At 41.6% G+C, this 23834-nt stretch carries 21 protein-coding genes, 1 tRNA gene and 1 pseudogene; 19 read left to right on the forward strand and 4 right to left on the reverse strand.

Features of this window, described 5'->3' with window-relative positions; genetic code table 11:
• Nucleotides 1-9 precede the first annotated feature (9 nt).
• The 6 genes from AB5170_RS03025 (at nucleotide 10) to AB5170_RS03050 (ending at nucleotide 8773) form a co-directional block, all read left to right on the forward strand.
• Nucleotides 10-1389, forward strand: coding sequence for a hypothetical protein (locus AB5170_RS03025; protein ID WP_195477775.1), 1380 nt, complete (start codon nucleotides 10-12; stop codon nucleotides 1387-1389).
• Nucleotides 1386-1880: a signal peptidase I gene (locus AB5170_RS03030; protein ID WP_173772378.1), complete on the forward strand. Its 495-nt coding sequence runs from the start codon at nucleotides 1386-1388 to the stop codon at nucleotides 1878-1880. The genes AB5170_RS03025 and AB5170_RS03030 overlap by 4 nt, the downstream gene beginning before the upstream one ends.
• Before the next feature lies 1 nt (nucleotide 1881).
• The gene (locus tag AB5170_RS03035) at nucleotides 1882-2517 is read left to right on the forward strand and encodes a hypothetical protein (protein ID WP_368361407.1); all 636 of its coding nucleotides are present in this window, start codon (nucleotides 1882-1884) and stop codon (nucleotides 2515-2517) included.
• Nucleotides 2514-6611: a SpaA isopeptide-forming pilin-related protein gene (locus AB5170_RS03040; RefSeq protein ID WP_368361406.1), complete on the forward strand. Its 4098-nt coding sequence runs from the start codon at nucleotides 2514-2516 to the stop codon at nucleotides 6609-6611. The genes AB5170_RS03035 and AB5170_RS03040 overlap by 4 nt, the downstream gene beginning before the upstream one ends.
• 166 nt (nucleotides 6612-6777) lie before the next feature.
• Nucleotides 6778-6850: transfer RNA gene (locus tag AB5170_RS03045), tRNA-Thr, on the forward strand.
• Between the two features lie 255 nt (nucleotides 6851-7105).
• Nucleotides 7106-8773, forward strand: coding sequence for a glutamine--tRNA ligase/YqeY domain fusion protein (locus AB5170_RS03050; protein ID WP_118579073.1), 1668 nt, complete (start codon nucleotides 7106-7108; stop codon nucleotides 8771-8773).
• 168 nt (nucleotides 8774-8941) lie between these two features.
• On the opposite strand, the gene AB5170_RS03055 is transcribed toward AB5170_RS03050, so the two are convergent.
• On the reverse strand, nucleotides 8942-9373 hold the full coding sequence (locus AB5170_RS03055; RefSeq protein ID WP_148462754.1) for a hypothetical protein: 432 nt from the start codon (nucleotides 9371-9373) through the stop codon (nucleotides 8942-8944).
• Between the two features lie 152 nt (nucleotides 9374-9525).
• Here AB5170_RS03055 and AB5170_RS03060 point away from each other — a divergent pair, with 152 nt between their 5' ends.
• The 6 genes from AB5170_RS03060 to AB5170_RS03085 all read left to right on the forward strand — a co-directional run bounded on the left by AB5170_RS03060 (nucleotide 9526) and on the right by AB5170_RS03085 (nucleotide 16981).
• Nucleotides 9526-10128, forward strand: coding sequence for a nucleoside triphosphate pyrophosphatase (locus tag AB5170_RS03060; protein ID WP_148462753.1), 603 nt, complete (start codon nucleotides 9526-9528; stop codon nucleotides 10126-10128).
• Nucleotides 10125-10793, forward strand: a complete 669-nt coding sequence (locus AB5170_RS03065) for an HAD family hydrolase (protein WP_118579064.1) — start codon at nucleotides 10125-10127, stop codon at nucleotides 10791-10793. The genes AB5170_RS03060 and AB5170_RS03065 overlap by 4 nt, the downstream gene beginning before the upstream one ends.
• 68 nt (nucleotides 10794-10861) lie before the next feature.
• Entirely contained in the window at nucleotides 10862-11119 is a 258-nt protein-coding gene (locus AB5170_RS03070; protein ID WP_118579061.1) for a glyoxalase, read from the forward strand.
• 505 nt (nucleotides 11120-11624) lie between these two features.
• Complete coding sequence (locus tag AB5170_RS03075; RefSeq protein WP_233456031.1) at nucleotides 11625-14066, forward strand: hypothetical protein; 2442 nt, start codon at nucleotides 11625-11627, stop codon at nucleotides 14064-14066.
• A gap of 191 nt (nucleotides 14067-14257) precedes the next feature.
• Complete coding sequence (gene htpG, locus AB5170_RS03080) at nucleotides 14258-16324, forward strand: molecular chaperone HtpG (protein ID WP_173772381.1); 2067 nt, start codon at nucleotides 14258-14260, stop codon at nucleotides 16322-16324.
• A gap of 267 nt (nucleotides 16325-16591) precedes the next feature.
• Nucleotides 16592-16981, forward strand: coding sequence for a sporulation initiation factor Spo0A C-terminal domain-containing protein (locus tag AB5170_RS03085; RefSeq protein ID WP_173772382.1), 390 nt, complete (start codon nucleotides 16592-16594; stop codon nucleotides 16979-16981).
• Nucleotides 16982-16986: 5 nt separating this feature from the next.
• Here the strand turns inward: AB5170_RS03085 and AB5170_RS03090 are convergent, their stop codons facing one another.
• Nucleotides 16987-17490, reverse strand: a complete 504-nt coding sequence (locus AB5170_RS03090; protein WP_173772383.1) for a DUF5721 family protein — start codon at nucleotides 17488-17490, stop codon at nucleotides 16987-16989.
• 193 nt (nucleotides 17491-17683) lie between these two features.
• Between AB5170_RS03090 and AB5170_RS03095 the strand changes: the two genes are divergently transcribed.
• The gene (locus AB5170_RS03095) at nucleotides 17684-18523 is read left to right on the forward strand and encodes a DegV family protein (protein WP_173718274.1); all 840 of its coding nucleotides are present in this window, start codon (nucleotides 17684-17686) and stop codon (nucleotides 18521-18523) included.
• Here the strand turns inward: AB5170_RS03095 and AB5170_RS03100 are convergent.
• A complete protein-coding gene (locus AB5170_RS03100) occupies nucleotides 18507-18659 on the reverse strand; it encodes a DUF6783 domain-containing protein (protein ID WP_325064521.1) in 153 nt (50 codons plus the stop codon). The genes AB5170_RS03095 and AB5170_RS03100 overlap by 17 nt on opposite strands.
• Here AB5170_RS03100 and AB5170_RS03105 point away from each other — a divergent pair.
• A pseudogene (locus AB5170_RS03105) lies at nucleotides 18597-18743 on the forward strand (DUF6783 domain-containing protein); the annotation flags it as partial. The gene AB5170_RS03100 and the pseudogene AB5170_RS03105 sit on opposite strands and share 63 nt — an antisense overlap.
• A 75-nt stretch (nucleotides 18744-18818) precedes the next feature.
• Entirely contained in the window at nucleotides 18819-19076 is a 258-nt protein-coding gene (locus tag AB5170_RS03110; RefSeq protein WP_118579046.1) for a hypothetical protein, read from the forward strand.
• Between the two features lie 293 nt (nucleotides 19077-19369).
• Here AB5170_RS03110 and AB5170_RS03115 read toward each other — a convergent pair whose 3' ends face one another.
• Complete coding sequence (locus tag AB5170_RS03115; RefSeq protein WP_008705499.1) at nucleotides 19370-19570, reverse strand: cold-shock protein; 201 nt, start codon at nucleotides 19568-19570, stop codon at nucleotides 19370-19372.
• Between the two features lie 320 nt (nucleotides 19571-19890).
• Here AB5170_RS03115 and AB5170_RS03120 point away from each other — a divergent pair, with 320 nt between their 5' ends.
• From AB5170_RS03120 to AB5170_RS03135, 4 genes are all read left to right on the forward strand, one after another.
• Nucleotides 19891-21186: a dihydroorotase gene (locus AB5170_RS03120; protein ID WP_173772797.1), complete on the forward strand. Its 1296-nt coding sequence runs from the start codon at nucleotides 19891-19893 to the stop codon at nucleotides 21184-21186.
• Nucleotides 21187-21232: 46 nt separating this feature from the next.
• Nucleotides 21233-22159 carry an orotidine-5'-phosphate decarboxylase gene (pyrF, locus tag AB5170_RS03125; protein WP_173770350.1) on the forward strand — a complete coding sequence of 309 codons (927 nt, stop codon included), beginning with the start codon at nucleotides 21233-21235 and terminating at the stop codon, nucleotides 22157-22159.
• Between the two features lie 10 nt (nucleotides 22160-22169).
• Nucleotides 22170-22952, forward strand: coding sequence for a dihydroorotate dehydrogenase electron transfer subunit (locus AB5170_RS03130; RefSeq protein WP_173718277.1), 783 nt, complete (start codon nucleotides 22170-22172; stop codon nucleotides 22950-22952).
• Nucleotides 22949-23834, forward strand: an 886-nt coding sequence (locus tag AB5170_RS03135) for a dihydroorotate dehydrogenase (RefSeq protein ID WP_368365040.1), incomplete at its 3' end; no start/stop codon positions are given. The genes AB5170_RS03130 and AB5170_RS03135, both read left to right, overlap by 4 nt.

Consider the following 23834-nt stretch of genomic DNA (forward strand, 5'->3'; position numbering starts at 1 on the left):
AGAGATACCATGAAGAAGCATAAGTGCACAAGTATCTGCATAACTGTGGTGGCAGTACTGCTGCTTGCATGCGGTACTGCGCTGGCTGCCTGGAATGTATCTGAATATGCAGTAAATCTGCTGTCCATGTCCTCTTACAAAAATTCCATACAGGAAAATTATGTAAGGCCAGATCATGTAGATCCGGGACAGAAAGTGGTGAAAGAGGTAAATATAAAAAATGAAGGAACTGTGGATTCCTTTGTCCGGATAAAAATTGGAAGAGTGTTTGGGAGTATCAGTGAAACCGGTCAGTTTCTGGAAAATCGGGAACTGGCTCCTGAGATGATCGAAATTCATTACAACACCGATCTCTGGAAGCTGTGTGAGGACGGCTACTGGTACTATAAGGATGTATTGCCGGCAGGAAAAACCACGAAAAAGCCTCTGATGGACAGCTACTATCTCTCTGAAAAAGCAGACAACCGTTATAAGAACAAAGAGGCAAGAATTATTGTAAATCTGGAGAGTATACAGGCAGAGAGCGGCGAAATGAAAGCAATATGGGGAAAAAATGAGAAGGATCTTGGAATTACCTATCAGCCATGTACTTGCGAAGTTGTTACCAGTGTGATTTTTGACAAAAATCATAAGCTGATCATTGGCGGCGAGAAAACAGATCTGTTTGCAAATTTTAAGAACCTGCAGCCTGGATGTACAAGAAGCCAGACAATAAGGCTTGCTAATAATTCGGATTTAAACATTAAGATGAGCCTTCGGGCGGAAGCTGCCAAACAGAACAAACACAGCAAAAAGAATCTGGAGCTGATACGGAAGCTTCTTACCAGTTATGCAAAGATTGAAATTCTGGAGAACAATAAAGTTCTTTATCATGGAACTGTAGATGGAAATCTGACGAAAAAAGGCTGGAGCATGAAAAAAGACATTTCCCTTGGTGAGTTTAAACCAGGAGCAGGAAAAAATCTGATTGTAAAATTGTCTTTAAGTGAAGAGATGGATAATGAATATCAGGAACTGTTGGGAAAAGTGAAATGGGTATTTTCTGCGAGTCAGGCCTCTTCGGATTCATCTTCCGGTCAAAATGGAAATGGTGACCGGGGGCACAATGACGATGAGAACAATGGAGATGATGGAAATAACGGCGGAAGTGGAAATAAAAGCGGAAATGGAAAGTATGGCGAAAACAGAAACAGTGGTGGAAGTGGATACAACGGTGGAGAGGAAAGCTTAAATGGAGCAGCAGGAGAAAAAGTGTATGCAACTGCGTCTGCAAGCCCTAAAACCGGAGATAACACAAATCTGCTGGCAAGATGGTTTGCGCTATTTGCAGCTGCGGTGGTTCTTGCAGTAACTGCAAGAAAACTGTACAGAAAGGAAAAAGACAGATGAGATTAAAAATCTGGGGAAAAGGTCTGTTGAAAATCATATGGGTGATTTTTGTCATTTTGTTAGTCGGACTTTCGTTTCCCCAGATATATGGCATGAAATGTTACAGCGTAATGTCTGGAAGCATGAGCCCTGATTTGCCAGTTGGAAGTGCCATATATGTGAAGGAAAAGGAGCCGGAAAAAGTAGAAAAAGGGGAGATCATTACATTTACCACAGAACAAGGGAGAACAATGATTACACACCGGGTAGCTGAAAACAATAAGGAAAAGCATTTTTTTGTAACAAAAGGGGATTCCAATCAATATCAGGATACAAAACCGGTAAAGTGGGAAAATCTGCAGGGCACGGTTGTATTTTGCATCCCTTTTGCCGGATATGTGCTGAACTTTACAGGAAGCAGAACGGGTAAAATTGCGGCAGTCTTTTTCCTGTTTGCAATTTATCTGGCAACAGAAATTTTTGAAGGGCAGACAAAAAGGAGAGTGAGATAAGTTGAGGAAAAAAAGAAGCTTTTTGGCAGTTATGGGGCTGCTTGTCGGAACTATGTCTTTTGCCGGGGGAACAGCTGCGTATTTAAGCAAATCCGCTGGCGAAGTAAAGAATGTTTTTACGGCAGGATCTGTAAAGGCGCAGCTTACAGAAGCCCACTGGGATACGCAAAAAGCGTCAAAGGTTTATCCCGGTCAGAGCCTGGAGAAAGATCCGGTTGTGAAAAATATAGGGGAAAACAGTGCAAATGTTTTTCTGGAGGTAAATGTTCCTATGAGAAGTATAGCTGTTCTGGATGGCAGTACAGGCAGAAAAACAATAAGAGAAAATAGAGAATTGTTTACATTTCAGGCAGACGAGACGAAGTGGGCTCTTCTTTATCATGAGAAAACCTCGGGAAACAAAAAATATATTTACGGCTATAAAAGTGTTTTGAAACCAGGAGAATCCACTACACCGCTATTTCGAAAAATAGCTGCTGTTTCCTATTTAGAGGGGGAACTGGATGCAAGCGTAAGCTATGATGTACCTGTGATTGCCAGCGTTATTCAGGAACAGGATGGAAGCAAAACCATGAAAGAAATCTATCAGGAATATTTGAAACAGGCTGATATTGACCAGAAGGAGGCGAGGAAATGAGAAAAAGAAATCTGAAAAAAACTATATTGGCCGCGGCTCTGGCTGTGCCTGTAGCGTTCTCCTATCCTGGCTGGGCAGTAAGGGCGCAGGAAGATGAGATGGTGTCAACTGAAACGGAAGCGCAGAAAGTAATGCAAGACAATACAGCGCCTGAAGAAGCTGAATGTGAAGAAAATCCTGCTTATGATGAAATGGATGGAGCAGAAACAGATAGTACAGAAACAGACAGTACAGAAGCCGACAGGAATGCTTCAGAAGAGGAGAAATTTTTTCAGAGTGGACTGATTGCAAATGAGGATGGAGAATTTTTGTCTTCTTTGGCGGAAATGGAAACTCCAGAAGAGGATTCCATGTTTTTTCAAGATGGTTTAGAAGTGCTTGAAGATGGCAACACAGATGACTTGATTGATGCATATGTTGCTCCGGAAAATTATACACAGGAAGGAACTCCTGTAAGAGAAGGAAAGGGCGGTTTTACAGCTGTTGCAAATGGAAGTACTCTTTTCAGCAGCAAATATACAAGACTTGGCTGGAATGCGGATAGCCAGGTTTATTCATGGAACAATGCGGGAAGTGATGTTGTTTCCGGAATGAAGAAAGGTGCGATGGTAGAAGGTCCGTATTTTGTCCCGCTTAATAACAATGCGAAAGGAAAATTTGGTTTTCGTGTTACCCATGTTGGCTATAATAAAGAAGCAAATACGAAAGTAGACCTTCTTCTTACCTGTAATAATTATCAGGATTATACCTACGATTACAAGGGAAATAAAATAACGGGAATTTATCCTATGTTTGGCGTCAGCAATTCAAATGAATTGTGGATCAGCTTTAAGGATGAGCTCTCTGCACAGGAAATCAAAATTGATATTGTAAAAAGCGGTACAGATATTCCGGTTGCAGGCAACTATCGTTTTCGATGGCTGGATATTGATTTGTACCAGAGATTTGGAATCAATCTTCAGAATGGTTCTATAGGACACCGGTATGCGACAACTGATTCTGTAGTAAATGTAGTGAAGAAAACTTTATTTTCCAAAAACTTTGAAGTTCTTACCGCACCGGCACCTGCCGTTGACGGAGAGATTCCGCAAAATACAGTTGTCTATGAGCTGGACAATTCATCCGGCTTCTATCTGGCAATTCTGCGGCCTGGTTGCGGAGCTTATTCTATTGAAACAGCAAGCAGGATCAAAAGTGTATTTGCTGATGTACAGACTGGAACCTGTAAAACGTCTGCCGGACTTAACTGGGATGCGAAAGGCTATGGTCCGGTAGAGTATCCTGGCCTTGTAAAAAAGACTGGAAATACACTGGCTTCCCAGGGAACGTCAAACACCTTGTCTGACAGTACCTCGGAATTTTATTATACCTTGCAGACAGATATCCCGGAAGAGCATTCAGCGTATTATTACAGCTCTTGCGAAGTCAGTGATACCCTGCCGGCAGGAGTCGATTTCGCTGGTTACGCAGCTGTAAAGATGCTGCCTTCAGAGAATGATGTAACCTCATGGTTTAGTATTTCTACAGATGGGGATGTGATAAATTTTCAGGCTACACAGGCAGCATTGTCACAGGCGGACTTTTATGGAAAAACATATGAGTTTCAGATAAAAGTGAGAATGGATCCTACTGAAATAACACCGGTTTACAGTGGTGACAGTTACCGTTATGAGGTAAAAAATAAGGCTTCGATTACCTGTCAGCATATAAATGGGCTCGCAGGAACTTCCTGGTCAGATGAAGTGACTACAGATTGTACAAGATATAAAAACAAAGTAGTGAATGCCTCTGTAAAGAAGTATACTGCCAATTTGCAGGATGGGGTATGGAGAGAAGACCTTCTTCTTCCAGGTCCGGACAGTGAGTATAAATATAAACTGAATATAAATGTGCCGGATAATGAATTTGGCGGGTATATGACCAGAATGGAAATTGCAGATACATTGCCGGCGGGAGCAGAATTGACAGCTGCAACAGCGGAGGTTTATGAAAACGGGCAGAACAGAGTGGATGGACGGTTCCAGATATCTGTAAATGGAAAGAACATTACCTTAAAGGCAACAGAAGCTGCTCTTGGTGACAGAGGATTTTATGGGAAATCCTATGATGTGATTTTTAACGCCAGAATGGTACCAGGAGAGATTTCCTGTACTTATAACGGAACTGTAGCTTCTTATGTGACCAGCAATCATTTTACTGTTACGACACAGCATAAAGGAGACTCGCAGGCTGTAACAATTACCTCGAACAATGTTGCAGATAGGGCAAGCGTAAACAGAACCGAACCAAAGAATCCTCAAAAATGGATTCTAAGGGAAAATCAGAGAATAGTTACTGCAGAGTATAATGGCAGAGATTTTGAAAGTGTGTTTGAAATTGTTCAGGAAATTCCTTCCAATAAAAGAGAATGGAAAATTTCCAAATTTAAAATCCAGGATACTTTGGCAGACTGTTTTGAACTGAAAGGGGTTCAGATATATCTTGATCAGACAGTAGAAGCTTCATTTGGCGCTTCTGACAGTGTACGCGGAGATTGGAGTCTGAATGTTGCTGGAAATTCGATTACCTTGTCTTCTGTGGCAGAATTGCCAGAGCGCTGTTATGGAAAATCCGTGCGTCTTTTACTTACTGTTGGATTGAAGAGTAACAATAACTTACAGCAGTACTATGTAGCAAATCAAAATCCGGATGTACTGGAAGCCCATATATACAATATTGCTACAAGTACTTTTAACTGGATCGGAGGAGAACCTTCTTCCACATCAAAAAATACAGAAAAGACCAGGGTGATTGTAAAGGAAAAAGTTCCAAAAGGTCATATTACTATAAGAAAAGTGGATGAGACAGGAAAGGCACTGCAGAATGGAAAATTTCAGATCACAGCTTTGGAGGACATCCGTTCTGCTTCTGGAAATATTTTGCTGAGAGCTGGGACTGTAGCAGATACTATAGTAACGGATAGAAATGGAACAGCCATTTCAAAAGACATTTATCTTGGGAAATATAAGGTAAGTGAGGTAAGACCACCGGAGGGATATGCAATCAGCCGGCAGGTATTTGAGGCGAATTTAAGCAAAACAGAGCCTGAAAAGGAAATCCTTGTCAGAAATCAGAAAATGCATCTGTACATCAAAAAAGTAACAGAAACGGAAGAAGCAGGAGGAAATAGGCCTCCTATTGAAGGCGTAAAATTCCGTTTATGGGAAAGCAGTGCAAATGCAGATTCGGCAGGAACAACATATACAACAAACAAAAACGGATTAATAAAATTGGAAGGGCTGTCACCTGCCACATATTGTATACAGGAGACAGCAGTACCTGCCGGATATGTTTTGGATAACACAGTTCATAAATTTACTGTGGATGTAAATGGATTGGTAAAGAATGAGCAAGGTTATACAATGGTAATTGAAAACCACTATACAAAGGCGGAATTTTTAAAGACAGATAAAGTGACAGGTGAAGCTATTGCAGGAGCTGTTATGCAGTTGACGGATAAAAGCGGAAAAGTGATCGACACCTGGACGTCCGGGAAAACTGCTCACAGGATCAATAAGCTGGCAGCTGGAGAATATGTACTTACAGAAATAACAGCTCCTTCCGGTTACAAAAAAGGAAAACCGTTGGCCTGTACGGTAAAAAGCACATCTGGAGTTCAGAAGTTCCAGATGACAGATGTGAAGATGGTGACTCTTACAATAAACAAAATTCTTCATGGAGATGAAATTGTCTGGGGACAGGGAAATCCGGCCTTTACATTCACGGTGAAAGGAACAGATCTGGATGGAGAAGAACGTATTTACTCTAAAACTGTGGAATTTACAAAAGAAAACACAGACACCCGGGCAGATGTAAGCAAAAGGGCTGTATTCGCACTTCCGGCAGGGAAATACCAGGTTCAGGAGAGTAAAGTTATGCGGTATAAACTGGAGAAAATTGACCAGGTAGTAAATGGAACTGTACAGGGAAATACTGTTCAGTTTGATCTGTCTGGAAATCAGAATGGGACCGCTTCCTTTACAAACAAGAAAAGCGGAGATGGCTTACTGACAGATACAGATTATGTGCGGAATATTGTTATTCCTGAAAAATGAAAAATGCAGTATAGCAGTACCTGCCAGGTTGCAGCGGCAGGTGCTGCAGCAAAGAATTTTAATTATTTTATATTTTTTGAAAAAATTTGAAAATAGGTGTTGACAATAAGATAACCTTCTGGTAATATAATCAACTGTGAGCGGCAGAAATGTCGGACATGAGAGTGCTGATGTGGCTCAGTCGGTAGAGCGTCGCCTTGGTAAGGCGGAGGTCACGGGTTCGATTCCCGTCATCAGCTCTTTTTAATCCCTGATTATATATCAGGGATTTTTTTGTGGCATAAATTAATATATTCTCATAGATAGGGATAAAAATCAATATTTTTGTAAGAAAAACTTTTAAAATGCACCTATTTATGATAAGATAAATCATCAAAGAACAGAATATGTTTGAGAAATTATTCCCGATACACATATTGAAGAAAATTTTTTAACATGCTCTGACAGATATTGGAATTTATGCTATAAAAGAGTTGATATCAGGAGGGAGAACCATGGAGAACGAAAAGGTTTCCAAAAATTTTATTGAGAATATCATTGATAAAGACCTGGCAGAAGGAGTTTATGACACCGTTCATACACGTTTTCCGCCAGAGCCAAACGGTTATCTTCATATAGGACATGCCAAATCCATTCTTTTAAATGCCGGACTGGCGAAAGAGTACAATGGTAAATTCAACATGCGTTTTGATGATACCAATCCGACTAAGGAGAAATCTGAGTTTGTTGAGTCCATTAAAGCCGATATCAAATGGCTGGGAGCTGACTGGGAGGACAGACTGTTCTTCGCTTCCGATTATTTCGGACAGATGTATGAAGCTGCAGTAAAATTGATTAAAAAGGGTAAGGCATATGTCTGCGATTTAACTGCGGACCAGATCAGAGAATATCGTGGAACTTTAAAGGAGCCTGGCAAAGAGAGTCCGTATCGCAACAGAACTGTAGAAGAGAATCTTCAGCTTTTTGAAGAGATGAAGGAAGGCAAATATGCTGATGGTGAGAAAGTTCTGAGAGCAAAGATTGACATGGCTTCTCCAAACATGAACATGCGAGATCCGGTTATCTATCGTGTAGCTCATGTAAGCCATCACAGAACAGGAGATACCTGGTGTATTTACCCGATGTATGATTTTGCTCATCCTATTGAGGATGCAATTGAGGGAATTACACATTCCATTTGTACTCTGGAATTTGAAGATCACAGACCATTATATGACTGGGTTGTAAGAGAACTGGAATATCCACATCCTCCGAAGCAGATTGAGTTTGCAAAGCTGTATCTGACGAATGTAGTAACAGGTAAGCGTTATATTAAGAAGCTGGTAGAGAATGGAATTGTTGACGGATGGGATGATCCAAGACTGGTATCTATTTCCGGTTTACGTCGCCGTGGTTACACACCTGAATCTATTCAGAAGTTTGTGGAACTTTGTGGTGTATCCAAAGCTGACAGTTCAGTAGACTATGCAATGCTCGAGTACTGTATCCGTGAGGATCTGAAATTAAAGGCTCCTCGCTATATGGCAGTCCTTGATCCGATCAAACTGATCATTGACAATTATCCGGAAGGACAGGTGGAATATCTGGATGCTCCGAACAATATGGAAAATGAAGCCCTTGGTAGCAGAAAGGTTCCATTTGGAAAGGAACTTTATATTGAAAGAGAAGACTTTATGATCGATCCTCCAAAGAAATACAAACGACTTTTCCTTGGTACGGAAGTTCGTCTTATGAATGCATATTTTGTTACATGCACAGGTTTCGAGGCATTGGATGATGGAACAGTTACTGCTGTACATTGTACTTATGATCCGGAAACAAAGGGCGGAAATGCACCTGACGGACGTAAAGTAAAAGGAACCATTCACTGGGTTGAAGCGTCAAATGCAGGTAAGGTTCCGGTACGTCTTTATGAGAATATCGTAGATGAGGAAAAGGGTGTTTATGATAAAGAGACAGGAGAACTGAATCTGAACCCGAATTCTCTTATAGAGATGTCTGCTTATGTTGAACCAGAGCTTCTGAAAGCCAAAGGACTGGATAGTTACCAGTTTGTAAGAAATGGCTTTTATTGTGCAGACATTCATGATTCCAAAGAAGGGGCACCGGTATTTAACCGTATTGTTTCTCTTAAGAGTTCATTTAAACTTCCAAAAGCGTAAAAGAAACCCCCACGGAAAATTATATTCAAATTGCCGTGGGGGGTTTTGCAATAGAAAATTCTGTTGGAACTTCTTCTTGCAAAGTGAAATCTAAATACTGTCAACGAAAGTGGCAAGCCTGATTGTCACTATTTGTAAAATGTGGAATAATTATGAATTTACCTGCAATTAATCAATGTGGATAGAAGCTTCTTCTTCGTCCTGCTCTTTCTCAGCTTCAGCAAGTTCTTCCTCGAATTTATCTTCATCTTTCGCTGCTTTTTCAAGAGCATCGGCTATAGCATTATCCTGCTCTTCTGCATTTTCAGCAGAATCCTCTTCTGTATCCTCTGAACTTTCTTGTGAATCAGGCTCCTCAGAGCCTTCGGTTTCATCATCTTTTTCATCTTCGGAAGTAGCTTCCCAGGTTACGAAATCTTCGTGGACATCCTTTGCTTCAGGCTGCTCGTCATCTTCCTGCTCATCTTCAAAATCATCTTCAAGGTCAGCTGCCTCTTCCAAAGCATGTCTTTTGGCAAAAGCTGCTGCTACGGCACCGGCTACTGCTGCTGTTGCTGCTCCGAGTGCAACCATTCCCCAATATTTGTTAATCTTAGCCATATTGTCTGCTCCTTTCGGTATTTTCCATCTGTCTAAACAAAGCTTAATGGAGTTGTCTATATTGTAATACTTTTTACGCAAAAAGAAAAGAAAAAAATCGTTGCACCCATATAAATGGAGGGTTATACTGTTAAGACAGAAAAGGAGAGATTATGGAGAAAATTGTTTTAGCTTCTGGGTCCCCACGAAGAAAGGAACTGCTTGCAAGAACCGGTGTGGTTTTTTCTGTGGTTGTAAGCAATGGGGAAGAGAACACCAACCTGACAGATCCAGCGGAAACGGTGGAAAAGCTTTCGCAGGATAAAGCAATATCGGTTGCAGACAGACTTGAAAATGAAAGTGAACCTTGTCTGATCATTGGTGCGGATACCGTAGTTGCATTTGAAGGAAAGATTCTTGGAAAGCCGTCAGATGAAGAAGATGCATTAGATACATTGTTAAAACTTCAGGGGAAATCCCATCAGGTCTATACCGGTGTAACCCTTCTTGTAAAAGAACAGGGTATCTGGAAGCCTTATACTTTCAGTGAAAGGACCGACGTTGAATTTTATCCTGTTTCCAGGGAAGAGCTTCTGGAATATATAAAAACAGGGGAGCCTATGGATAAAGCAGGAAGCTATGGAATCCAGGGGAAATTTGGAATTTACGTAAAAGGAATCTGCGGAGACTACAATAATGTGGTTGGGCTTCCTGTAGGAAGACTGGTTTATGAACTTAAGAAAATGAAAATCAATATAAGGGGAATGAGAAAATGATAAAAGCATGTATTTTTGATCTGGACGGAACTTTAGCCTACACATTGGATTCCATGGCTGTTGTAGGAAATGAAGTTGTAAGAAAATACGGTTTGAAACCAATGCCTATAGAAAATTACAGATATTATTGCGGAAACGGTGCTGACATGCTGGTGAAAAGACTTCTGGTCGATGCAGGAGATCCGGAATTGCTGCACTATGAGGAAGCAAGAGCGTTATATAGAAAAGAATTTGATAAAGACCCATTTTACAAAATACAGCATTATCCGGGAATGCCGGAAACCTTAAAAGAGTTGAAAAAAAGAGGCGTGAAGCTGGGGGTGTGCTCAAATAAACCACATGAAGCAGCCGTGAAAGTGGTGGAAAGAATGTTTGGGTCTCAGATTTTTGATGCAGTTATGGGACAGAGTGATTCTGTAAGAAAGAAACCAGCACCGGATGGTCCGCTTAAAATCGCGGAGCAGTTTGGAATTAAGCCAGAAGAGTGTATGTATCTGGGAGACTCCGGAACAGACATGCAAACTGGAAAAGCAGCCGGGATGTACACGGTAGGTGTTCTGTGGGGATACAGGGAAAAAGAAGAACTGCTGAAAAATGGAGCGGACTATCTTGTGGATTCTCCAGAGGATATTCTTGATTTATATGAGGAAAAATGCGAAGAGTAAAATTTTGATAACTATTCAGCAGGCTCTAAACAGTTATAACTTTTATTATAAAACAGGAGGTCGGAAAAATGTATACAGAGGAGTGTATTCAGACATTTTTGGAAAAACAGGAGCAGCTTTTTGATGAACCGGTTGCAGAAACTTACGAAGAAGCAGAGGAATTCCTGGAGGATTGCATGGCTGTAGTTGCAGATTCTATTGACGAAGTGCGAAAATATCTGTCTGGAATGGGTGCAGATGTGGATGGCATGAGTAATGAAGAATTAGAAGAAGCAAGTGAAGTATTTGCCCTTCCAGATGGAAAATATCTGATTGTGGAGGGATGATCTTTTGAAGCAGAGGTTTGCAGCTGTAGAGTAACTGACTTTCACATAAGGTGATGAAACCGGCGAAAAGGCAGTATGTCCGGTTGGAAATTCAGAACAGTTATCGGATAAATTCATATTACATAAGTATAAAATCAGGTTGCTATAATGACACTAAACAAGAGAACATAATGTGTTATTGTTCAGAAGAGAGGATACATCCCATAGGATGTTTTCCGGAGAAAGAAGTGGCCAGCAACTATCGCGTTATGGTTCACTGGCAATGTTCCGCGAGGTGTTTTTTGTAAACAAAGTTCACAGAAAACCCGAGAAGCTGGGCGCGGAATCGTGCGGATGCATGATTCCTGTGCAGCGCGAAGTGGTTGCAGTGCGCGGAGCGAACAGTAGCACTGTCACATGCACTGTAAGAATTACAATAAAATAAAAGTGCTTGTGGAAATGTTTAAAATATGTTACAATAATGTTACAGGTCAGCCTAAAAGGGGAATGTAAAGGAGGATGGCATATGAGACCTAGGAAAATTATAGCAATGATTATGACTTTTCTTATGATGCTTTCATTGCTTCCGTCTCTGGTATTTGCGGCAGCAGCACCAGAGGGAGAACTTGGAGGTCAGCTTAAGATTAAGGGAACTGCAGCTGTAGGCTCTGAGCTTAGCGCAGATTATGAAAAGGTTACACCGGAAGGACTTACAGACGATTATGTAACGTTCAGCTGGTCAAGAAAAGTTGGAGATCAGCTTACTGAAGTAGGCACTGAGAAGACCTATAAGCTTGTTGATGAAGATCTTGGAAATAAGATTGAGCTGAAAATTACCGGAAAGGCCGAAATGGGCATAACCGGAGAACTGAAAGTAAATACAGTTGAAATTGTGGCTACACCGGAAGAAGCTCCGGAAGAGACAACAGAGCTTCCAGAGGGAGAGCAGGAGGCTGCACCGACAGAGGAAACCCCTGTTCAGGAGATCGCAGCAGAGGATACACCTGCGGAAGGTTCCCAGACAGATGAGAACACACAGCCGGCTCAGGATGTGGCAGAAGATACACAAACCGAGGAAGTAACTGACATTGGTGCTGATGAACCAACTGATTCTTCCGCTGATGTTATGCAGCCGGCAGATGGACAGGACACAGAGAATTCTGCTGACAATTCCCAGTCTGAGATCACTACAGATGACAGTGTGATTAACATTGGAACAGAAGGCTATCTGGAAGTTCCTGAGAATGGACAGGCTGAGGCTGCAAATCAGGGAGCATCAGCTGAATCCCCTGCCCAGCAGGAACCTGTGTATACAGCAAAAATTGTTGCAGAAAATACTGCAGAAGATGGTACTGCAGTACTTGATTTTGGAACCGTAAATGCAGGTTTCACACAGGAAAATGCGAATTCTTCCATGACTAAGAATGTAACTGTTAAGAATACTGGCAACAGCACTCTTAATTTCAAAGAAATCAGTCCGGAACATTTTATGGTAAAGGATCTGGGTTCTCTTGCGGCTGGAGAATCAGTCGATGCATGGGTTATGCCAAGAGAAGGTACAGCTGTTGGAGAATACAGTGATACGATCACTTATGAAACAGAGGAAGGTGTAAAGGTTTCCTTCATTGCAAAGCTTACAGTAGCTGAGCAGAAGCAGGATGATACGAATACAGATCAGCAGCCAGCAGAGAAACCAGCTACACCGGAAACCACCCCGGAAGTGACACCAGAGGTAACTCCAGAAGTTACCCCAGAAGTCACCCCAGAGGTAACTCCAGAAGTTACCCCAGAAGTCACCCCAGAGGTAACTCCGGAAGTAACACCAGAAGTCACCCCGGAAGTGACTCCGGAGATTACTCCAGCTCCTTCATTTACTACCGACATTTCCGAAGTGAAATTCGACAGTAAAGAAGCTGGTTACAAAGAAGCACCAGCTGCAGTTACAATCAATGTATCCAATACTGGAAATGTGAAATTAACCGGTATTGCTGTAAGTGTAAGCGGAAACGAATTTACAGTAAGTGCTCCGTCTGCTTCAGAATTAGAGGCAAATGCAAACCAGTCTGTATCCTTTACTGTTGCACCGGCAGTTGGATTGGCAGCAGGAACCTATACACAGACTGTTTCCATTAAGACAGATCAGACAGATTACCTGAATATTCCAGTAAGCTTTACAGTAACAGAAGCTGCTGCCAAGCTTACAGCTGTAGGCAAAGTATCTGATATCAGTCTGGCAAACGGGGTTGAGAAGTCAGCAGCTGGACTGCAGCTTCCATCTACTGTTAAGATTACTACAAACAAGGGCGATATGAATGCCTCTGTAAAATGGGATGTAAAGGGCAGTGCATATAATCAGAACAGTACAGAAGCACAGAAGTTCTCTGTGAAAGGTACTGCTGCTCTTCCAGACGGTGTTACCAATCCGGATAACCTGAGCCTTGTAGTATCTGTTAATGTCACTGTAAGCCGTGGACCGATTGTATCTGATGCAGGGAATAACAGTATCACAGGAATCAGCTCCGATGGAAACTATACTACAGAGACCAAGATTACTTTCACTGCAGTTGGCGCAGGTATGGATATTGAAAATCCGATTAAGGGAGATGTAAGATATCAGCCGCTGAACTGGGAGGTTCTTGAGGCAAGAAGCTGGGACGGCGCACCATATTCTGCAACTTTCCGCATGGGCAAGAATGGAAATTATACTTTGACTGTCACATATAATCAGCAGCAGTTTGATGGAAGCAACTGGGTAAACACTGGAACACAGGATACCAAGCAGGTTAATTTCACTGTAAATGCTGCACCGAATCAGACTCTGACACCGGCTGCAGACAAAACAGATGCAAATCAGAAGAATGCAGTAAAGACCGGGGATAATACTCCAATCCTCCCATTTGTAATTATTCTGATTGTTGCGATTGTATTAATTGCAGGAATACTTGTTTACCGCAATAAGAAAAAATAATAGTGGATTCTCAGATAAACAGTAATTGTGAATGAGAGCAGAACGAATGAGGGAGACCAGAAATGGTCTCCCTTCTTTTAATAAAAACTACTAGCACTCAATTAAAATGAGTGCTAAATTTTCCTTGACTTTTAGTCAGTTTGGTATTACTATAGTTTGTATAATTAAGAAGACAAAGGAGAGTGAGCTGCATGGCTGAGAAGCATGGTAGTTTATCAATTAACAGTGAAAATATTTTTCCAATTATAAAGAAATGGTTATATTCTGATCACGACATTTTTGCAAGAGAGTTAATCTCCAATGGTTGTGATGCAATTACGAAGCTTAAGAAACTTGATGTTATGGGTGAATACACACTTCCGGATGATTACAAAGCTGAAGTACAAGTTATTGTGAATCCGGAAGAGAAGACTTTGAAGTTTATTGATACAGGTCTTGGTATGACGGCCGATGAAGTGGAAGAGTATATTACACAGATTGCTTTTTCAGGAGCTACTGAGTTTCTTTCCAAATATAAAGATAAGACCACGGATGATCAGATCATCGGTCATTTTGGACTTGGCTTTTATTCAGCATTTATGGTAGCAGATGAAGTTCATATTGATACTCTTTCTTATAAAGAGGGCGCTGCTCCAGTACATTGGACCTGTGATGGTGGTACAGAGTATGATATGCAGGAAGGCAATAAGACTACAGTTGGTACTGAAATTACTCTGTTTTTAAATGATGAGAGTACAGAATTTTCCAACGAATATCGTATGAGAGAGATTATTGAGAAATATTGTTCTTTCATGCCGGTAAATATCTATCTGTCTAAAGAGAATGCACCGCAGGAGTATGAGACTATTGATGAGGCTGAGCTTCGTGATGATGATGTAATTGTAGAGCGTATCCACGAGGATGCTAAGACTGAGGAGAAAGAGAATGACAAAGGTGAGAAAGAAGTCGTAGAAGTATCTCCTGCAAAAGATAAAGTAAAAATCAACAAACGTCCGGTATCTTTAAGTGATCCGGAGCCATTGTGGATGAAACATCCAAACAGTTGTACAGATGAGGAATATAAAGAGTTTTACCGTAAAGTCTTTATGGATTATAAGGAGCCTTTGTTCTGGATTCATTTGAACATGGACTATCCGTTTAACCTGAAAGGTATTCTGTACTTCCCGAAGATCAATACAGAATATGATTCCATTGAAGGTACGATCAAACTGTACAATAACCAGGTATTTATCGCAGATAACATCAAGGAAGTAATTCCAGAATTTCTGCTTCTTCTGAAAGGTGTAATTGATTGTCCGGATCTTCCACTGAATGTATCCAGATCTGCACTGCAGAACGATGGCTTCGTGAAGAAGATTTCCGAGTATATTACAAAGAAAGTAGCGGACAAGCTTACCGGAATGTGTAAAACAGACCGTGAGTCCTACGAGAAATACTGGGATGATATCAGTCCATTTATCAAATATGGCTGCATTAAGGACAGTAAGTTCTCAGATAAGATGAATGATTATATCCTCTTCAAGAACATTGATGGCAAATATCTGACTCTGAAAGATTGTATCGAAGAGAACAGGAAACCAGAAGATGAGACTAAGACAGAAGAGACTGTTGAATCCACAGAAGAGAAGAAAGAGGACGGCGCGAAAGACGAGAAAGAGCCTGAGAAGACTACTATCTTCTATGTAACAGATGAGGTTCAGCAGAGTCAGTATATTAACATGTTCCGTGAGGCAAAGAAGGATGCTGTTATTCTGAAACACAATATTGACAGCGCTTTTATTTCCCATCTGGAGCAGAAGAATCAGACTATCCAGTTTAAGAGAATTGATGCAGATCTTACAGAAGAACTGCGTGGGGAGGAAGCTACTGACGAGGAGACTTCCAAGACTCTTACAGAAGTATTCAGAGATGCATTGAAGAATGACAAACTGGAAGTGAAGGTTGAGAATCTGAAAAATGAAAAAGTTGCTGCTATGATGACCCTTTCTGAAGAGAGCCGTCGTATGCAGGATATGATGAAGATGTATAATATGTACGGCATGGATCCATCTATGTTTGGTGGTCAGGAAACTTTGGTTCTGAATGCGAAACATCCGTTGGTTCAGTTTGTAGCAGACAACAAGGATTCTGATAAGACCCCGGTTATTTGCGAGGAACTGTATGATCTTGCCATGCTGAGCCATAAACAGCTTTCACCGGAAGAGATGACCAGATTTGTTCAGAGAAGCAATGAAATTCTGCTTATGCTGACAAAATAAGTTATGACAAAAAGGGACAGACGCATAAATGAGTATTGCATTTAGGACGCCTGTCCTTTTTATATGAAAAATTGGAAAAGTTTATCCTGTTATTCTGTTTTTCTATAGAATTTTATCTCGAAATCTCTAAAAAATATTACAATTTTCTTAATTTTCGTCTCAAAATGCTAAAAAAGGCAAATTTAACTCGTATTATATGTAGAGGCAAATCAAGGGCTGACTGCAGATGCAGAATCAGAAGTATAACTTATTGTGGGAGGGACAAAAATGAGAGAGGTATACGGCACGATACGCAAACTTGGTGCGACATCGAAATATAAAGGATATTATTTTGTGGCGGAAGCCATACGCATGACAATGGAATTTCAGGAAAGACCAATGAAGATCACAAAAGATATTTATCCAAGGCTTGCAAAGAAATTTAAATCCAAGCCATCTAATATTGAGCATGATATTCGTACAATTGTAAATGTATGTTGGGAAAATCATCGGGAAAGACTGGAAGAGATTGCCGGATATCCTCTGGAATACAGACCTACCAACAGTGAATTTGTAGATATGATCGCCTTTTATCTGGGAGATGAAAAAGAAAGCAAGGTTCCAGACGTGGAATGCCAGAATAACTCTATTGGAAAATTAATGGAGAACCTATTCTGACAGGATTAAACTTCTTCTACAGATAATCCGCTGCGATGAAAAAAATCCATCACATATTGCTCCCAAAGGTGGTCCAGTTCTTTACCGGGAAGAAAGGTTTTCATAGATGTTCCGGTAATACAAAACAAGGTCTTATTCTTATATTGGAGATTCAAATACAGACCTGTTATCAGTTCGGGAGAAAGTGAAAATGCAGAACTCTGCAATAATGCAACGGTCTTGTTCGGAGAAAACTGAAGCACGATTTTGAAAGAAAGAGGCGCTTTTTTTCCACGGATAACAGAATAACAAAATGGTTTTACTTCTTTCCAGAGAGAGAATGTACGGTGGCTGGAAGCTAAAAATTCCTGCTCATCATTATCGAAAAAATCAGTTTGGAGTTTGCCGTCAATGGAAAAAACATTGCTGGTAATGATCTCTGCCTGGTTTAGCCAGAAGAGATCGAAGGTATCTCCAAGAAAAAGCTTATTGGTAAAATTCTTCTGGTCAGTGATTTTTAAAGCGAGCATAGGGACCTCCTTTCTAAAGGGCATGTCGCCTGTCGACGACATCAATATATGAAAATCAGTTGCTGATGAACAATAACCATTATAAAGCAATTTGGGGGAAAATGGAAGAAAAAACTCTTTTCAAACACATAGTAATGTGTTAATATAGATGTGGTATTTAAAACTACATATTACGGAAAAGAGGACGATATAATTGAGTTATAAAATTGTGATAGATAGCTGTGGAGAACTTCTGGAGCAGTGGAAACAGGATGAAAGATTTGCTTCCGTACCGCTTACACTGACTGTTGGAAGTGAGAATATAATAGATGATGAGACATTTAACCAGGCAGATTTTTTACAGAAAGTTGCCGCCTGCCCGGAATGTCCGAAATCAGCCTGCCCGTCGCCAGAGAGCTACAGAAAGGCATTTGACTGCGAAGCTGAACATATATATTGCGTTACTCTTTCCTCTGAACTCAGTGGTTCCTATAACAGTGCAGTGCTTGGAGCAAGTCTTCTTCATGAGGAGAAGAAAGGCGTTCAGATTCATGTTTTCAATTCCTGTTCTGCTTCTATAGGGCAGACTTTGATTGCAATGAAAATTGCACAGTGCGAAGATGCCGGCCTTCCGTTTGAGGATGTTGTCAGCGTTGTGAATAAATATATTGAAGAACAGCACACTTTTTTTGTGCTGGAGAATCTGGAAACCTTACGTAAAAATGGCCGCCTCAGCCGTGTGAAAGCGCTTGTGGCAACAGCCCTTAAGATCAAACCGATCATGGGATCTACTCCGGAGGGGACGATCTGCCAGCTGGATCAGGCACGAGGCATGAATAAGGCGCTTGTGAAAATGGTGGATAAAATTGTGGAAGTGACAGAAAACAGTGAGAACAAAATTCTTGCCATTTCCCACTGCAACAGCCCGAAGAAAGCAAATATGCTTAAAGAAGCCATCCAGGAGAAGATGAAGCTGGCTGATATTGTGGTTCTTGACACAGCCGGTGTCAGCAGTATGTATGCAAATGATGGAGGAATTATTGTGGCTGTCTGATGCTAGAGCCTGTTTGAAAAATCATTCCCGCAATCTGCACGCCCCACTTTGCGGTATATTTTGTCCGAATTCGGTTGCCGTAGCCCGCTACGGCGCCCTCATCCGGACAAAATCTCCCACAAATTATGACGCACATCTTGCAGAAAGCCTTTTTCAAACATGCTCTAGAGCGTATTCACTGATAACATTTCGCGAGGCGTTTTTTGTGAACTGTAAGTGAACATACTTCCATTTTGTTGGGAAATATGATATACTCATCTAAGTTGATATTTTATCCCAAAGGAGACGTGCGGCTATGAGTCAGAAGAAAGTAGATGCCTATAAAGCAGAAAAAGCAAACCGTGAGAAAATTATGAAAAAGGAGAAACTGATCCTTACTATTGAGAAACTGGCAGCGCTTGTTGCGTGTATGGTTGCTGTATGCTGGATTGGTTATTCTGTTTACGGAAAGGTTACAGAAGGTCAGGAGACTGTGACGACAGAGACTGTTATGGATACTTCTGCACTGGATTCTTATCTGAATGGACTTAGTGCAGATTCAGAGGCGGAATAAGTATGAAATATAAGAAAATATAAGAAAAAACTGCCTGAGGTAGCTTAAAAAGATGGGGATGGATTTCGGATCTGTCCCCATTTTGTTTATATAATAACAATAAAAAGAATCCTGTCTACAGGACTCTCCGCCTACGGTGGGGCGTCTTGGGCGATATTTACCCTTCCGCTGCAGTGTAATCCTGCCAGATAGGGATTTTTTTATAATAGGAAATTCTGAGGAGATTTCTTATTACATAAAAAATTCCCCCCGGATATGATTCCGAGGGGAAATTTCTGCTTCAGTTGCTTCAATTATAACTTAGTAACGTTAGCAGCCTGCATTCCGCGAGCGCCTTCTGTTAAGTCATATGTTACAGCCTGGCCTTCTTCAAGAGATTTGAAGCCTTCACCATTGATTGCAGAAAAATGTACGAATACATCAGCTCCGTCTTCTCCTGTGATGAAACCATAACCTTTTTCAGCGTTGAACCATTTTACAGTGCCCTTGTTCATTTTGAGTTACCTCCATAAAAAATAAAAAATTAAAAAGATGTTCTGGCGAAAAAAATCACCAGATTTTACAGACTATATCATGTAAATATATAATCTCTAAAAACTAGTGATTTTACATTAAATAATCTTCGACATGGATTGATTATATAACCTGAACTAAAAAAAGTCAAGGATAATTAAAATTGTGCAACAAAAAATATAATTGGGTGGAAAATATAAGGAAAAATGCCGGAAGGGAAAAAAACTCTTTATTAAATGAAAAAATTCGTGTATGATAGGTTGTGATAAAGTTTACGTTATACCAGAAGGGAGAGAACCAAATGGGTATTCTGATTCGAGGCGGACGTGTTGTGGATGCGGCTGCTCAGATTGATAAAATTGCGGATGTTTATCTGGATGACGGCGTAATCCAAAAAGTGGGAGAGAAGCTGGAAGCAAAGAATAAAGATGACAAGATTATAGACGCTAAGGGACTGGTAGTAATGCCAGGCCTTGTGGATCTTCACGTACATTTTCGTGATCCTGGACAGACGGAGAAGGAAGACATTGAAACCGGTTCCCATGCAGCTGCAAGAGGCGGTGTGACTACTGTAGTGGCGATGCCGAACACCACACCGGTTATTGACAGCCCTGACCGCGCAAACTATGTGAAAAATAAAGCTGCGCAGGTTTCCGCTATTCATGTGCTCCAGGCAGGAGCCATGACAAAGGGAGAACTTGGGGAGGAGCTTTCTGATATTGCAGGCATGGCAGCAGCAGGAGTACCTGTTCTTTCCGAAGATGGTAAATCTGTTATGAAAGCAAGCCTTTGCAAGCAGGCGATGGAAGAAGCCGTGAAAGCCGGACTTCCTATCTTTGACCACTGTGAGGATATGTCTCTTCGTGGAAACGGCTGCATGAATGAGGATGAAAACGCCAAACGCCTTGGGCTTCCGGGAATCTGCAATTCCACAGAAGATACCATTGCGGCAAGAGATTCTTTGCTTGCCATTGAGACAGGCGCTAAGCTGCACCTTTGCCACTGTTCTACAAAAGGTGTTGCAATTATGATGAAAATGTTAAAGGCAGAAGGCGTTGAGAATGTAACCGCAGAAGTTTGCCCCCATCATTTTATACTCACATCTGATGATATTGAAAGAGATGATCCAAACTATAAAATGAATCCGCCTCTCCGTACCAGAAAAGATGTGGATGCGCTGATTGAAGGTCTGAAGGAGGGCTACATTCAGGTGATAAGCACTGATCATGCCCCACACACCCAGAAAGACAAGACCGGTTCCATGAGAACCGCAGCTTTCGGAATTGTGGGAATCGAGACCAGCTTTGCACTTAGTTACACCGCTCTTGTAGAGACTGGAATCCTCACTCTTTCCCAGCTTGTAGAGAAGATGAGCTACAATCCGGCTCAGATTCTGAACCTGCCATGTGGAACCTTACAGAAAGGACATCCGGCAGATGTGATAATCGCGGACATTAAGAATCCATATACCATTCACAAAGCGGACTTTGTTTCCAAAGGCAAAAATACACCATTTGAGGGCAAAGAGGTGAAAGGAAAGATTCTATACACTATTTGCGATGGTAAGATTGTGTACAAGGATTCTGCTGCTAAATAAGAAAAAAATGAAATTTCCAGGAAAACATATTAAGGAGGAAACACCCATGATCAACAAACTTATTGCCAATATCAAGAAAACAGGAGCCCCTATTGTAGTAGGCCTTGACCCAATGCTGAATTATATTCCGAAGCAGATCCAGGAAGCTGCATTTAAGGAATTCGGAGAGACTCTGGAAGGTGCTGCAGAAGCAATCTGGCAGTACAATAAAGGAATTGTGGATGCCACATATGATCTGATTCCTGCTGTGAAGCCGCAGATCGCTATGTATGAACAGTTTGGAATTCCGGGACTTATGGCTTACAAGCGTACTGTAGATTATTGCAAGGAAAAAGACCTTGTAGTAATTGGAGATATTAAACGTGGTGATATCGGTTCCACATCTGCAGCTTATGCCGTCGGACATCTTGGAAAGGTTCAGGTAGGAAGCAAGACTTATGTTCCATTTAATGAGGATTTTGCAACTGTAAACCCATATCTTGGAACAGACGGAGTGAAGCCTTTCATGGATGTTTGTAAAGAAGAGAAAAAAGGAATTTTTGTTCTGGTTAAGACCTCCAATCCGTCCAGCGGTGAGTTCCAGGACAGAATAATTGAAAAACGTCCTCTCTATGAGTGGGTTGGTGAGAAAGTTGCCAAATGGGGAGATGAGCTTATGGGAGACGGTTACAGCTATGTAGGCGCAGTTGTAGGTGCTACCTATCCGGAAATGGGCAAAGTATTAAGAAAACTTATGCCAAAAACCTTTATTCTGGTACCAGGATATGGCGCACAGGGTGGTAAGGGTGCAGATCTTGTACATTTCTTTAACAAAGATGGTCTTGGCGCTATCGTAAACTCCTCCAGAGGAATTATTGCAGCTTACAAGCAGGAGAAATACGCTAAGTTTGGTGAAGCGAACTATGCAGATGCTTCCCGTCAGGCAGTGAAAGACATGATTCTTGACATCAGCACTGCACTTGAGAACCGCTAGGAGGAAGAAAATGGGTACAAAGGTAAAAGAAACCTGTACAGTCCTCAGCCAGGAATGTATTGGAAAAGACATTTACAGCATGTGGATTCAGACAAAGACCATTGCAGGGAATGCGAAGCCGGGACAGTTCGTTTCCGTTTATACACAGGATGGAAGCAAACTGCTGCCACGCCCTATCAGTCTTTGTGAAATTGATAAAGAAAAAGGTGCACTTCGCCTTGTCTATCGTGTAACAGGTCCGAAAACAGGTACAGAAAGCTTTTCCAGACTGCATGCAGGTGCACAGCTTGAACTTCTTGGACCTCTTGGAAATGGATTTCCACTGGAAGAGGCTGCTGGCAGGAGGGTATTCCTTATGGGCGGAGGAATCGGTGTTCCGCCTATGCTGGAGACCATGAAGCAGCTGGATGCTAAGAAGATTGCAGTTCTTGGCTATCGTGATGAGCTGTTTTTAAATGAGGAATTTGAAAAAAATGGTGAGGTATACATTGCAACAGAAGACGGCTCTGCCGGAACCAAAGGAAATGTAATGGATGCGATCCGGGAGAATGACCTGGAAGCAGACGTGATTTTTGCCTGTGGTCCTAAGCCTATGCTTCGCGCCATCAAGGCCTATGCACTGGAGAAGGGAATCCCCTGCTGGGTTTCCATGGAAGAGCGCATGGCATGTGGTATCGGTGCCTGCCTTGGCTGTGTATGCCAGTCCACAGAAACGGATGCCCATTCTCATGTACACAATAAGCGCGTATGTAAAGACGGTCCGGTGTTCAGAAGTACGGAGGTGGAGTTATGAGCAAAATGAGCGTAAATCTTGCAGGAGTGACTCTGAAAAATCCAGTAATGACTGCATCTGGAACATTTGGTTCCGGTGCGGAATATAGTGAATTTGTAGACCTGAATAATCTTGGTGCAGTCGTGACAAAAGGCGTGGCAAATGTGCCGTGGCCTGGAAATCCTACACCCCGTGTAGCAGAGACCACAGGAGGAATGCTGAATGCTATCGGTCTTCAGAATCCTGGAATCGATGTTTTCTGTGAGAGAGATATTCCATTTTTGAAGAAATTCGATACGAAGATCATTGTAAATGTATGCGGAAAGACCACAGAGGACTACTGTGAGGTTGTGGAACGTCTTGGAAATGAGCCTGTAGATATGCTGGAGATCAATGTATCCTGCCCGAATGTAAAGGAAGGCGGCATTGCCTTTGGACAGAATCCCAAGGCTCTGGAGGCCATTACAAGAGAAGTAAAAAAATATGCCAGACAGCCGGTGATTATGAAGCTGAGTCCTAATGTAACAGATATTACAGAGATGGCAAGGGCAGCAGAAGCAGGCGGTGCAGATGTGGTTTCCCTTATTAACACCATTACCGGAATGAAGATTGATATTAACCGCAGAACATTTGCCCTGGCAAATAAAACAGGTGGTATGTCCGGTCCGGCTGTGAAACCTGTGGCAGTGCGTATGGTTTATCAGGTGGCAAATGCAGTGAAAATCCCAATCATCGGAATGGGTGGAATTGCAAGTGCTGAAGATGCCCTTGAATTCATTATGGCGGGTGCCACCGCAGTATCTGTAGGAACTGCAAATTTCATTAATCCATACACCACTCAGGAGGTTGTGGATGGTATGTCTGCATTCCTTGAAAGACAGAAAGTGGAAGATATTAATGAGC

This window comes from Ruminococcus sp. RTP21484sp1_RTP21281st1_A8_RTP21281_210402 (assembly GCF_040914025.1).
Classification (GTDB): Bacteria; Bacillota; Clostridia; order Lachnospirales; family Lachnospiraceae; genus Blautia_A; species Blautia_A faecis.